We start from the raw sequence: 13,411 nt of genomic DNA, 5'->3' as shown, positions 1-13,411 counted from the left end.
AATTAAAGAATGCCCGGAATACAATCAAATTCTGTAAATTTCGAAATCCTGTAAATTCTGATTCAGACAATGACCCAGCAATCAACCAATAACCTATTAATGATCCGCCCGGTGGCGTTTGGTTTCAACGCGCAAACGGCAGATAGTAACGCCTTCCAGATACAACACACCGATCAGCAACTGGTGCAGCAAAAAGCACAGCAGGAATTTGACGGCTTTGTAACATTACTGCGCCACAACGGCGTAAGCGTTACCGTAATTGAAGATACGGCCGAGCCGCACACGCCCGATTCTATTTTTCCGAATAACTGGGTGTCATTCCATGAGTCGGGTGATATTATTTTGTACCCTATGCAAGCCGCAAATCGTCGGCTGGAACGCCGGGAGGATATTATTCGCCAGCTGGAAAGAAATTTTAAGGCCAATCACGTGATAGACCTGAGTAGCTTTGAAGCAAAGGACCAATTTTTAGAAGGTACCGGCAGTATGGTACTGGACAGGGTGAACAAGATCGCTTACGCCTGCCTCTCGCCCCGTACCAACGCCGAAGTGCTACAAGCTTTTTGTGACTATATCAAATACACCTCCATAACCTTTAATGCGTATGACCAGCGTGGACAGGCTATTTACCACACCAATGTGCTGATGGCCATCGGTAGTCAATTCGCGGTTATCTGTTTGGATAGCATTACCGATGCTCAGGAAAAGGAAGCCGTAACCGCGTCACTACAGTCTACCGGAAAAGAGATCATTGCAATTACCTTCGAGCAGATGAACCGCTTTGCAGGCAATATGCTGGAGGTAAAAAATAATGCGGGCGAAAAGCTGATCGTGATGTCGCAAACCGCCTTTAATTCATTGACGAATGCACAAAAAACTACCTTAAGTAAATATGGTAAATTAGTGTATGCCGATATCAACGCTATAGAAACCAACGGCGGCGGCAGCGCGAGGTGCATGATGGCCGAGGTGCATTTGGAGAGGATTTAATAGACAAAAATCGGTGCTCCGTAATTATTCCTTCACCGATATTCTAAACCGCAAAATTACAGGGTCAAGGTATTCTAAATGCCAAAACTGACAAAATCTTGTCATTGCCAAAAAATTAAATATTTGATTATCAAGTGTTCATGAATGTTCACCGTGTTCATAGCGTTCACGTGAACATTTTACCGGCCGGTTTCGCATTAAAAAGCTTCGTTCAGCCCGAGGAATATCCCGCTTGATCCGTAGTGCCCCATGCCGTAATCCAGGCAGATGTTAGAGCGGCTGTACTTGTTCAGCAGCATCCGTAAACCCGCCCCCGCCCCCGGCTCCCAATGCTGAAACAGTTTGATGCGGTCAACCTTGCGCAAGTTGCTCGCGGTTTCCACATTGGCAAAAACAACCCCGCTCAGCAGCTTATTTTCAGTGATCGGGAAACGGTATTCGCTTTCGGAGTAAAAGAAAGAGATCCCCTTAAACCTACCGATGGTGTATGCCCTGCCCGTACGCGTAGAAACATCGGCCCCGGTACCCGGTAATGATAAATATGGCACGCTGCCGCCCAGCAGGTAATTACCCCAGATCCAGAAGGCCAGTACATGCTCGGGGTTTTGTTTAGACAGGCTGAAGTATTTACGCAGCTCGGTTTTTAACTGGGCCGCGTTTTGTGTACTGCCCAGCCATTGCCGGTTGGTGCGTAAAACAACATCTACATACAGCCCTTTGTAAGCGCGGTTAGGGTGATCGCGCGAGTCGAATTCCAAGTTAAACAATAAACCATTTGCCCGGTAGCTGTTGGGATTATAGTTATTACGGATGCTGTACCTGAAGTTATGTGTTGAGGTTTGGGGGGTGTTTGGGTTTTGGTTACGGATGTTGCCATACCAATCTGCCACGATACCTGCCCCTGCAAAAAAATGCCCGAACAGCCTTTTATAAACCCGCTCGTTGATCTTGAAGTACGTATACCGCATCTGGAAAACGTCGGGGTTATTCTCAAACGGAAGGTTGTTAAAAGCAAAGTTACCGTCGCCCTGGTTTTTTAAACCGGTACCTATCCCATAATCTAATGCAACCGACCGGCCCACCTGGATGCCGCCCAGCAAGTTAAACTTATTATCGGGCGTGTAAACATTATGCTTGATCTCAAACGACGCAAGGCCACCCGTTGATGCGTAGGCATTCCAGTTGTAAATAGAAAAATTAGTAGTAGCGGGGTTGCCCAGCCGCCTGCCGCCTGATGAAGTTACGCCTATAGCCAACCCAAAGCTTGGGCTGTAGCCCAATGCGGGCAATATGGAACTGGTTGCGGCATTATCATTAATTGTATCTTTTTTTACAGCGTTCGGTTTTAAAATATGCCGGAACGCATCGCGCAGGTCGGTTTGGGTTTGTAGCGAATCGCTGCTCTGTGCAATCAGATCATGTGTCCACAGCATCAAAAAAGATGCGGTAAGTAAGTAGCGTAACAGGGGCTTAATCAATTTACCAGGGGGTGTTTAGTGAGGCACAAGATAACCATCCCCACGCCAATTGTAACATTAAAATTACATTAGAATGGCATAAATTAATTCCAATTGGGAGTAAAATAATGATTCAATTAGCAGCGCGGTAAATACTCTTAAATATTCCGCCCGACCGATCCTGTATAAGGTTTTAATATCGTCACTTAGCCCCCTCACCTCCGGGCATTGCAAATAAGCTACGTTCATCTTATTATTCTTTAAACGTTAAAAAATGAGTAGTAGAATTCGCGCGGTTTATATTTTAAAAACAATTGAAAGTAGCCATCCAACATATTTCAAAAATTCAAAAACGTCCATATTTGATTGCGTCGAAATCAGCGAAGAAGAGCCGGTTGTTATTACAGTAATTGACGAAAAAATGCCCTTTGATATCAAATGGATGATAGTAACATTAACTATAGTTTAGCTGCCGTATAAATCAAATGATTTTCAGGTTTGAGTTAGCCACCCCCGTCCCGGTATGATTCTGAAAGTCCACAGTTCTAATAATTACAAAGCAAATATAATTTCTTCCAACATTTTGGAAAAATATCCGTTTAAAAATTACATTTTTGCCAAAATTTTTATAAATGCAGAGTTACCAGGAATTTCTTGATCTAAGTGTAGGCTTCCCGCAAGATGGTTTCGAGATCATCGAAGATGAACTTTACTTTCAAGACTTAAATTTAATGGAGATGATTGAAACGTACGGCACTCCCTTGCGCTTCACTTATTTGCCTATGATATCTAAAAAGATACAACAGGCAAAGCTGTTATTTCAACAGGCCATTATCAAAAATGACTATCGCGGCAGCTACAAATACTGCTATTGCACCAAAAGCTCGCACTTTAAGCACATTGTTGAAGAAGCGCTGAAGAACGAGATCCACCTGGAAACATCGTCGGCTTTTGATATGCCGATGATTGAGGCGCTGGAGAAAAAAGGTGCGTTAACTAAAGATATGACCGTTATATGTAACGGGTTCAAAACTTTCCAGTATAAGCAGTATATTATCGATATGCTGCATGACGGATATCATAACATTATTCCGGTTTTGGATAATAAAGAAGAATTCAACCTTTATGATGACGAGGTTGAGTTGGATAGCCCTTGTAACCTGGGTATCCGTATTGCGGCAGAAGAGCAGCCCGATTCGCAATTTTATACCTCACGTTTAGGTGTGCGAATGGAAGATGTGATTGACTTTTATCATAACAAAATAGAGAAAAACCCAAATTTCCAGGTTAAACTATTGCATTTCTTTATCAACTCCGGTATTTCTGATACGCCTTATTACTGGAACGAGCTGGAGAAATACGTTACACTTTATTGCAAATTTAAAAAGGTAAATCCTGCATTAGATACGCTGGATATCGGTGGCGGGATGCCTTTTAAAGACTCGTTAGTGTTCGATTTTGATTATGAATACATGATCAATGAAATAGTAAGCCGGATCAAAGAGATCTGTGCAGAAAATGACACGATGGAGCCGGATATCATTACCGAATTTGGTAAATACACCGTTGCCGAGGCCTCGGGGATCTTATATAAGGTATTGGGCCGCAAGCAGCAAAACGACCGTGAGCGCTGGTTAATGCTTGACGGAAGTTTTATTACCAACCTGCCTGATGTTTGGGCATTGAACCAAAAATACATCCTGTTACCCATCAACAACTGGGATAGTGAGTACGAACGCGTAAACTTAGGCGGCATTACCTGCGACGGCCAGGATTACTATAACCAGGAAGCCCACATGAACAGTGTGTTTATGCCAAAAACCCGTAAGGTGCAGTACCTGGGTTTCTTTAACACCGGGGCCTACCAGGAAGTATTGAGCGGCTACGGCGGTATTCACCACTGTTTATTACCATCGCCGAAGCATGTGATCATCCGCAGAAACCGCGACGAAACATTCAACTTTGAAGTATTTGGCGAAGAACAAAACAGCAAACAGGTATTAAAAATATTGGGTTACACCACCTAATATCTTTTCATATTCATATTTAAAGCACCGCCCGAAAGCGGTGCTCTTTGTTTAGCGACGATTTAGAGACTTAACCAAAGAAATTACTGAGAATTGTGGACGCGTTTAGCATAGAGTAGTACACAGCGGTTTTAACCGAAGTTTCTATATTGCTAAAAGCCTCTGTGAACTCTTTGGTTTTCTAAGTCAACTCAGTGGTTAAAAAAACTCAACAATTTTTTCAAATAAATTCTACTAATTCCCTATACTATGTATATATTTGGCCAACAACAAATGGAACACAACAATTTCACATACAACTACGCCCTAATTTATTGCTGTATGCACAGCGAAAGATCGTGGTTGTAAGTATGCGTAAATGAAAATATATGCCTCTTCAGCCACAGCGAAGGGGCTTTTTTATATCACATTATTAACACAGCAAATATGCAAAGCTTCAGGACAGAACTGGAGAACCCGATAGTTGAACAGGACATTATTGACCTGGAAAGGAAGATCAGGGCGTTCCGCGAGGGCAAGATACATGACGAAAAGTTCAGGAGCCTGCGTTTGGCACGTGGTGTTTACGGCCAACGGCAGCCGGGCGTGCAAATGGTGCGCATTAAACTGCCCTTCGGTAAAGTCACCTTTAAGCAATTACTGAAGATTGCCGATATAGCCGACGAGTATGGCAGCAGTAACCTGCACCTCACAACCCGGCAAGATATCCAGATCCATTATGTAAGCCTTGACCGTACCCCGCAACTATGGGCCGAATTGGAGCGTGATGATATCACCCTGCGCGAAGCCTGCGGCAATACCGTACGGAACGTGACCTCATCCCCTACCTCTGGTATCGACGCGAAAGAGCCTTTCGATGTATCGCCTTATGCACATGCGGTGTTTGAATATTTTTTGCGCAACCCTATTTGCCAGGATATGGGCCGTAAGTTCAAAATGTCGTTTTCTGCAAATGATGATGATACGGCTTTCTCTTACATTCATGATCTGGGTTTTATACCGAAGTTAAAAGAAACAGGCGAGCGTGGCTTTAAGGTATTGTTAGGCGGCGGTTTAGGCGCGCAGCCTCTACTGGCCAGCCCGGTAGAAGATTTCCTGCCCGAAGATCAACTGATCCCATACATCGAGGCGATCATCCGCGTGTTTGACCGTTACGGCGAACGCAACAATCGCAACAAGGCCCGCATGAAATACCTGATCCAGAAGATAGGATTGGAAGAAGTATTGCGGTTGGCCAAAGAAGAGCAGAAAGCATTAAAGGTAAAAACATACCCTATTAACCATGATGCCCTGCCCGCACCCGCTTTACCCGAAGCGACAGCGTATCCCGCCGTTGAGATCAGTAACCCTTTACGCTATGAGCAGTGGCGTCTAACAAACGTGTTTGAGCAAAAGCAAACCGGTTTTTTCGGCGTGTATATTAAGGTGCCTGTCGGCGATATCCCTTCTCATACGGCACGAGCATTGATTGCGGGTATAAAACCTTTTGTGGGCGATGAGATCCGGATCACCCAAAACCAGGGACTGCTTTTAAAATTCGTCCGTGCCGAAGCTTTGCCCGGTTTATATGAAGCTTTACTGGCATTAGATATGGCCGCACCGGGTTTCGATAGTATTGCCGATGTGACTACCTGCCCCGGCACCGATACCTGCAACCTGGGCATTAGCAATAGCATGACTATGGCTAAAGTGTTGGAAGATGTGATATACAACGAATACGAAGAGTTTATTTACAACCGCGAGATCAAAATAAAGATCAGCGGCTGCATGAATAGCTGCGGTCAACATGGCCTGGCACATATTGGCTTTCACGGCAGTTCGCTAAAGGCCGGTTTAAAAGTATTACCGTCTGTACAGGTGATGCTGGGTGGCGGTACCGTGGGCAACGGCGTTGGCCGCGCTGCAGAGCGGGTAATAAAAGTGCCATCGAAACGGGCTACAGATGTTTTGAGGACGGTATTAGATGATTACAAACTGGTTTCGCATCAGGATGAAACCTTCCACGCTTATTACGATCGGCAGGGTAAGGACTATTTTTACCGGATGCTGAAACCACTTGCTGACCTAAGCACCCTTACCGACGATGAATTTGTAGACTGGGGCCACCAGGAAACTTATGTAAGCGCAATAGGTGTTGGCGAGTGCGCCGGGGTGGTGATAGACCTGGTGGCCACTTTACTTTTTGAAAGTGATGAAAAATTAGGCTGGGCTAACGGTGCTTACGAAAAAGGCTTATGGGCTGATGCCATTTACCACTCCTATAATACCATGATCAGCGCGGCTAAAGCTTTATTGCTGGATAAAGGCGTTAACAGCAGTACGCAGGTAGGCATTATTAAAGAGTTTGATGCGAATTATATTGAACCCGGCGAAATAGCCCTTACCGACACTTTTGACGACCTGGTATTACAAATAAATAAAAACGAACCGACAGAAGAATTTGCGACTGCTTACAAACAGCAGGCAACAGATTTTCTGCAATCGGTAAAAGATAAAAGAGAGGCAGTGTTATCATGATACAAACCCAAACAAAAACAACTGTAAAAGAGCCGCGTATTACGCTGGTAGGCGCAGGCCCCGGCGATGCTGACCTAATCACCATCAAAGGCATAAAGGCTTTGCAAACTGCTGATGTGGTTTTGTACGATGCATTGGTAAATGAAGAATTGTTAGAATTTGCCCCGGCACATGCTACTAAAGTATATGTGGGCAAACGTTCCGGCGATCATTCGTTTTCGCAAGAGAATATTAATAAGCTAATGATAGACTACGCCCTCAACTATGGCCACGTTGTCCGCTTGAAAGGTGGCGACCCATTTGTATTTGGCAGAGGGTATGAAGAGTTAGACTACGCAGCAGATTATAGCATCCCGGCGCAGGTGATTCCCGGAATTTCCAGTTCTATTGGTGTACCCGGCTTGCAGGGTATCCCGGTTACGCACCGTGGCTTAAGCGAAAGCTTTTGGGTAGTTACAGGTACCACAAGTGATGGAAAGGTATCTGCCGATTTGTACCAGGCTGCTAAAACCAATGCGACGGTAGTAGTGCTGATGGGCATCCATAAACTGGCCGAGATAGCAGAGATATTTAAAGCCGAAGGCAAAAACAGGTTACCTGTTGCCGTGATCCAAAGCGGATCGACAGTTAACGAGAAAGTGGCCATTGGCGTGGTAGATACCATTGTTGAAGTTGCCGAAGAGAATAAAATCTCCTCGCCCGCATTAATTGTTTTTGGTGATGTAGTTTCCTTGCATCCAAAGTTTCAGCCTATCAGGGAATTTTATGACATTATTGCCCAGGAATAATATAAACGATATACAGCCGGATAAGGCGCAGGGCAATCAGTTGTTCCCGGTGTTTTTGAAGCTGGATAACCTGCATACCGTAGTTGTGGGCGGTGGCAATGTTGGCTTAGAAAAGCTAACGGCCATCCTTACCAATAGCAGGAATGCGGCAGTTACCGTTATTTCTAAAACTTTCCTGCCACAGGTTCACGCGCTTGCCGCAGACTATCCGCAGTTAAACATCATACAAAAGGCATTTGTCGATACGGATCTGGATAGTGCGGATCTTGTTATTGCTGCAACTGACGATAGCGAGTTAAACCACTACATCCGTCAATCGGCACATGACCGTAAGCTGCTCATCAACGTAGCCGATAAACCCGATCTTTGCGATTTTTACCTGGGATCCATCGTCCAAAAAGGCGACCTGAAAATAGGAATCTCTACCAATGGCAAATCGCCAACCGTCGCCAAACGATTAAAAGAGGTTTTGAATGAATCGCTCCCTGCCGAATTAGATACCACCCTGCAGCAAATGAGCGCGATCCGCAATACTTTATCGGGCGACTTTGCTTATAAGGTGAAAGAATTGAACAGGGTTACTGCTATACTGCTCGGGGCAAAAAAATCGCCGAGCAATAACAAATTAAAGCTATTGGTTTGGGGCACGTTTATTATTTTTTTGGGTGTTACATTAGCAGCCCTATGGCTAAAAGAGCCCGGCTTTAAATTTTTTGTAGAAGGTATCAACCCGGTATTTTACTACTTTTTAGGGGCCGGTTTTGTATTCGCCCTGATAGACGGTGCCATTGGCATGTCGTACGGGGTTACTTCAACAACATTTTCACTTTCAATGGGCATCCCTCCTGCTTCGGCAAGTATGGGCGTCCATTTGTCAGAGATCATGAGCAACGGTATAGCCGGATGGATGCATTACCGGATGGGCAACGTAAACTGGAAGCTTTTTAAACTATTGCTTATCCCCGGAATTATAGGAGCCGTCACAGGAGCCTACCTCCTATCGTCGTTAGAACATTATGCGCAATACACCAAGCCGCTGGTATCATTATACACGCTAATTTTAGGTTCTGTCATTTTATCAAAAGCCATTAAGCTTAACCGTAAAAAAACATCAGGCAAAATCAAAAATATTTCGCTGTTGGGTTTAGGCGGCGGTTTTATTGATGCCGTTGGTGGTGGTGGCTGGGGCTCTATTGTCCTATCAACTTTGATAGCCGGCGGCCGTCATCCCCGTTTTTCATTAGGTACGGTTAAGCTTTCGCGTTTTTTCATCGCGTTAATGAGCTCGCTCACCTTCATCACTATGCTCAATGGCAAACATTGGGAGGCTGTGGGCGGCCTGGTAATTGGCAGCGCATTGGCCTCACCGGTAGCAGCGCGGATCTCCAATAAAATTTCGGCAAAAGCAATCATGTTTTCAGTAGCGATTATTGTGATTGCTATCAGCCTGCGCAGCATTATTAATTTTATCATCAAATAAGATATGGCAGATACAACCTACATATCGCAACTAATTGAAGGGAAAGGCCCTGTTAAAGCTTTGCAATCGTTAGCCGGTCAGTTCCACGGCGAGATCGTATTCTCCACCAGTTTCGGTTGGGAAGATCAGGTGATCACGCATATGATTTTTGCCAACAATATCCCCATAAAAGTTTTCACTTTAGAGACCGGCAGGCTATTTCCCGAAACTTATTACGTATGGAACCGCACGATGGAGATCTATGGAAAACCTGTTCACGCTTACTACCCGGTTCATCAACTGTTAGAGGATATGGTGAATACCAAAGGCCCAAATAGCTTTTATGAATCGGTAGATAATCGCAAGGAATGCTGCGGCATCCGTAAAATAGAGCCTTTAAAAAGGGCTTTGGTCGGCAACCAGTGCTGGATAACCGGCATCCGGGCGGAGCAATCGACTAACCGCGAGGATATGAGCAACGTGGAATGGGACGAGGGCAACCAACTGATCAAATTCCACCCGATTTTTAGCTGGACACTGGATGAAGTAAAGGCTTACATAAAAGAATACAATATACCCTATAATACGTTGCATGACAAGGGTTTCCCAAGCATTGGCTGCCTGCCCTGCACCAGGGCGGTACAACCCGGCGAAGACTTTAGAGCCGGACGCTGGTGGTGGGAAGACCAAAGCAAAAAAGAATGCGGGCTGCATGCGATTGAACTTAATGATTTGAAAGAATGAGTAAATACCGTTTAGATTACCTCGACGAGTTAGAGGCGGAAGCCATTTATATTTTGCGCGAAGTAGCCGGGCAGTTTGAAAAACCTGCGCTGTTGTTTTCTGGCGGGAAGGATTCCATTACCCTGGTGCATTTGGCATTAAAGGCCTTTAGGCCGGGCAAGTTCCCTTTCCCGTTGGTACATATCGATACCGGCCATAATTTTGAGGAAACCATCACTTACCGCGATGAAATGGTAGCCCGTATTGGCGAAAAGCTGATCATCGGCCATGTGCAGGACAGTATTAATGAAGGTAAAGTGATCGAGCAAAAAGGTAAAAACGCCAGTCGTAATGCACTGCAAACGGTTACGTTATTAGATACCATTGCCCAACACCAGTTTGATGCCTGTATAGGCGGTGCACGCCGCGATGAGGAAAAAGCCCGCGCCAAAGAACGTATCTTTTCGGTACGTGACGAGTTTGGACAGTGGGACCCCAAACGTCAGCGGCCCGAACTTTGGGATATTTATAATGGGAAGATCCACAAAGGAGAAAACGTACGTGTGTTCCCGATAAGTAACTGGACAGAACTAGACGTTTGGAATTACATTCGCCGCGAGAACATCCCATTACCTACCATATACTTTGCGCATCAGCGCGATTGCATTACCCGCAACGGTCAGTTAATGGCTGCGTCGCCATTTTTAAATATGGATGCCGATGACAGAATAGAAAATAAAAATGTACGCTTCCGTACCGTAGGCGACATGACGTGTACCGCGGCTGTAGAATCATACGCGTTCGAGATAGATGACATTATCAACGAGATAGCCTCATCAAAGATCAGCGAACGCGGCGCCCGTATGGACGATAAAGTGAGCGAAGCCGCCATGGAAGACCGAAAAAAGGGCGGTTATTTTTAACTCGTCCAAACTACTAAATCCGAAATTGCACATCCGAAATTCGAAATAAAACGATGGATATATTAAAATTTATAACAGCTGGCAGTGTTGACGATGGCAAGAGCACATTGATCGGTCGCTTGTTATACGATAGCGAAGCTATTTTAGCAGATCAGTTAGAGGCCCTGCACGCATCAAACCGTAAGAACGACGACGGCAGCATAGATCTGGCCATCTTAACCGACGGCCTGAAAGCCGAACGTGAGCAAGGCATCACCATTGATGTGGCCTACAAATACTTTGAAACCGATAAGCGCAAATTCATCATAGCCGATGCACCCGGCCATATTCAATACACGCGTAACATGGTTACCGGTGCGAGTAACGCCGCCCTGGCAATTATCCTGATAGATGCCCGTAAAGGTGTGGTGGAACAAACCACCCGCCATTCCTTTTTAGTGTCGCTGCTGCAGATTCCGCAGGTGGTGGTTGCTGTAAACAAAATGGACATGGTTGATTTTGACCAGGCTGTTTTTGATCAAATTGTGGCAGATTACAAAGTACTGGCATCCAAGGTTGGGTTGGATAATATCACCTACATCCCGATAAGTGCCTTAAAGGGAGATAACATTGTTTTTTCCTCTTCAAACATTACCTGGTACAAAGGCAACAGCTTATTGCAGCACCTTGAAAATGTAGAGATCACGATAGACGATTCGTCTGCCCGCGCAAGGTTGCCCATACAATGGGTGGTACGCCCGCAAACCGATGAGTTGCACGATTACCGCGGTTATGCGGGCCGTGTATCGAGCGGATCGTTCCGAATAAATGATCAGGTTACTGTACTGCCATCGGGCTTCAGTTCAACTATCTCAAAAATTGAATTGTACGATAAGCAACCGGACGAAGCTTTAGCGGGCATGTCGGTAACCGTTCACTTGCAGGATAATATCGATATCAGTCGTGGTGATATTATTGTGAACAGTGCAGGGCAGCCACAGGTATCTAAAGCTATAGAAGCCGACCTTTGCTGGATGGATACCCGTCCGCTGGATACCTCGCTCACCTATTTGGTGCAGCACAACACTAAAACCATCCGCTGCAAAATTCAGGAGATTATCTATAAAGTGAATATCAACACCCTGGAAAAAGACTTTGCCGATGAATTTAAACTGAACGACATAGGCCGCATCGTGATCAAAATTGCCGAGCCTTTAGCATTCGACCCTTACCAGGTAAACAAAGCTAACGGCGGTGCTATCCTGATAGATAGCCGTACAAACCTCACCGTCGGCGCGCTGATGCTACGGCAATCGGTAGAATAACCTTAAAAATTCAACTAACTAAATAGCCCCTAACCCAAGCAAACCTGCCAATGAATAATCGTGCGGGTTTTTTTTGTATTCGTATAATTCACTGTCCTAATTATAAACACGGCTGCGGCAATCGACTTTTAATGGTAAATTTATATTTTAGTCCTTTATCACAATTAAATGAGACAAATTCTCGTCGTTGCTATTCTTGTTTTAGTTACTGCCACAAAATTAAGTGCTCAGCACAAAGCCTATTTTGAACCCAGCCTGGCTAAAACTAAGACAAAAAACAGCTTATATAATTCCATTAAACTGATTGATTCACGAACGGATACTACTCTCGGCTTTGTGCAGACAGGGGCATTTAACAGACGCGCGGTAGTGGTGACCAAGCAACCTTTAGAAAATATACTTTCGTCCATTTTTTACTCAGCCGTTGATAGCGATGCCGGGAGCGGTAAATTATTACTTCACTTACGGCAATTTAACTTTGCAGAATTAACGGCGGGTATGTCTGAGAGCGGTTACCTTGCTTTTCAGGCCGATCTGTATTCTCAAATCAACGATCAATTTAAACTAATTGGAGCTATCGATACCTTATTTCAACTGCGGTCGTCCATTGATGTTACCAATCCTCTGTTAAAAAAAGGTAGCGACACTTTAGCCGGATTCATCCAATCTCATTTAACTAAAAACACGGTTAATGAATTGACATACAGTTACAGCGATGTCGTTCATATAGATAGCATTGAAAAAAAATCCATAAAACTCTACAACACAAAAACTTATACTGACGGACTATATCTTACCTATAAATCTTTTAAAGATCAGAAAGCGGATAAAGACTTAACCGTGTCAGGAGCATACTTATACCCCGGCAATGTAAAAGCTTTAGATGAGAACGGAAAACTTAAGGAAGTGAAGTTAAACAAAAGCTACGCAGTGGTTTACAAAGGTGAACCGTACATCGTTACATCCTATGGATTTTACCCGCTTCAAAAAAACAGCAATAATGATTTCACTTTCACCGGGAAGGCCAGGGTGTCTGCCGGTGCCGGCACTATGATAGCAAGTTCAATGTTTGGCGTGTTGGGCGCATTGATAACCAGCGGCGGTGACGATGCAACTTTCCTGATGAAAATAGACCATAGAAATGGCTCGATAATACGATTGAAAGAAATAGTTGAAGCAAAACCTATCAGCGTTCCAAGCAAGGTCGATAGTTGGTAAACAAA

11 protein-coding genes are annotated in these 13,411 nt (G+C 44.7%); 10 read left to right on the top strand and 1 reads right to left on the bottom strand.

Annotated elements, in window-relative coordinates:
• Positions 1-69: 69 nt before the first annotated feature.
• Complete coding sequence (gene ctlX / locus IDJ76_RS02095; RefSeq protein ID WP_191160235.1) at positions 70-990, top strand: citrulline utilization hydrolase CtlX; 921 nt, start codon at positions 70-72, stop codon at positions 988-990.
• Positions 991-1,187: 197 nt separating this feature from the next.
• On the opposite strand, the gene IDJ76_RS02090 is transcribed toward ctlX, so the two are convergent.
• Positions 1,188-2,468, bottom strand: a complete 1,281-nt coding sequence (locus IDJ76_RS02090; protein WP_191160232.1) for a BamA/TamA family outer membrane protein — start codon at positions 2,466-2,468, stop codon at positions 1,188-1,190.
• A 253-nt stretch (positions 2,469-2,721) separates the two neighbouring features.
• Here IDJ76_RS02090 and IDJ76_RS02085 point away from each other — a divergent pair, with 253 nt between their 5' ends.
• From IDJ76_RS02085 to IDJ76_RS02045, 9 genes are all read left to right on the top strand, one after another.
• Positions 2,722-2,916: a hypothetical protein gene (locus IDJ76_RS02085; protein ID WP_191160230.1), complete on the top strand. Its 195-nt coding sequence runs from the start codon at positions 2,722-2,724 to the stop codon at positions 2,914-2,916.
• 163 nt (positions 2,917-3,079) lie between these two features.
• Positions 3,080-4,474, top strand: coding sequence for an arginine decarboxylase (locus IDJ76_RS02080; protein ID WP_191160228.1), 1,395 nt, complete (start codon positions 3,080-3,082; stop codon positions 4,472-4,474).
• 426 nt (positions 4,475-4,900) lie between these two features.
• Positions 4,901-6,991: a HEPN domain-containing protein gene (locus IDJ76_RS02075; protein WP_191160226.1), complete on the top strand. Its 2,091-nt coding sequence runs from the start codon at positions 4,901-4,903 to the stop codon at positions 6,989-6,991.
• A complete protein-coding gene (cobA, locus tag IDJ76_RS02070; RefSeq protein WP_191160223.1) occupies positions 6,988-7,779 on the top strand; it encodes a uroporphyrinogen-III C-methyltransferase in 792 nt (263 codons plus the stop codon). The genes IDJ76_RS02075 and cobA overlap by 4 nt, the downstream gene beginning before the upstream one ends.
• Positions 7,757-9,259 carry a TSUP family transporter gene (locus IDJ76_RS02065; RefSeq protein WP_191160222.1) on the top strand — a complete coding sequence of 501 codons (1,503 nt, stop codon included), beginning with the start codon at positions 7,757-7,759 and terminating at the stop codon, positions 9,257-9,259. The genes cobA and IDJ76_RS02065 overlap by 23 nt, the downstream gene beginning before the upstream one ends.
• 3 nt (positions 9,260-9,262) lie before the next feature.
• Positions 9,263-9,982, top strand: a complete 720-nt coding sequence (locus IDJ76_RS02060; RefSeq protein ID WP_191160220.1) for a phosphoadenylyl-sulfate reductase — start codon at positions 9,263-9,265, stop codon at positions 9,980-9,982.
• Positions 9,979-10,884, top strand: coding sequence for a sulfate adenylyltransferase subunit CysD (cysD, locus tag IDJ76_RS02055; protein ID WP_191160218.1), 906 nt, complete (start codon positions 9,979-9,981; stop codon positions 10,882-10,884). Before IDJ76_RS02060 ends, cysD begins: the two co-directional genes overlap by 4 nt.
• Positions 10,885-10,937: 53 nt before the next feature.
• A complete protein-coding gene (locus IDJ76_RS02050; RefSeq protein WP_191160216.1) occupies positions 10,938-12,188 on the top strand; it encodes a sulfate adenylyltransferase subunit 1 in 1,251 nt (416 codons plus the stop codon).
• 168 nt (positions 12,189-12,356) lie between these two features.
• Positions 12,357-13,406 (top strand): hypothetical protein, encoded by a 1,050-nt coding sequence (locus tag IDJ76_RS02045; RefSeq protein WP_191160214.1) that lies wholly within the window; start codon positions 12,357-12,359, stop codon positions 13,404-13,406.
• The last annotated feature ends 5 nt before the right edge of the window (positions 13,407-13,411 follow it).

Source organism: Mucilaginibacter glaciei (genome assembly GCF_014773245.1).
GTDB lineage: Bacteria > Bacteroidota > Bacteroidia > Sphingobacteriales > Sphingobacteriaceae > Mucilaginibacter > Mucilaginibacter glaciei.
Note: the sequence above shows the minus strand (reverse complement) of the source record. Positions and strands in the feature narration are given on the sequence as shown.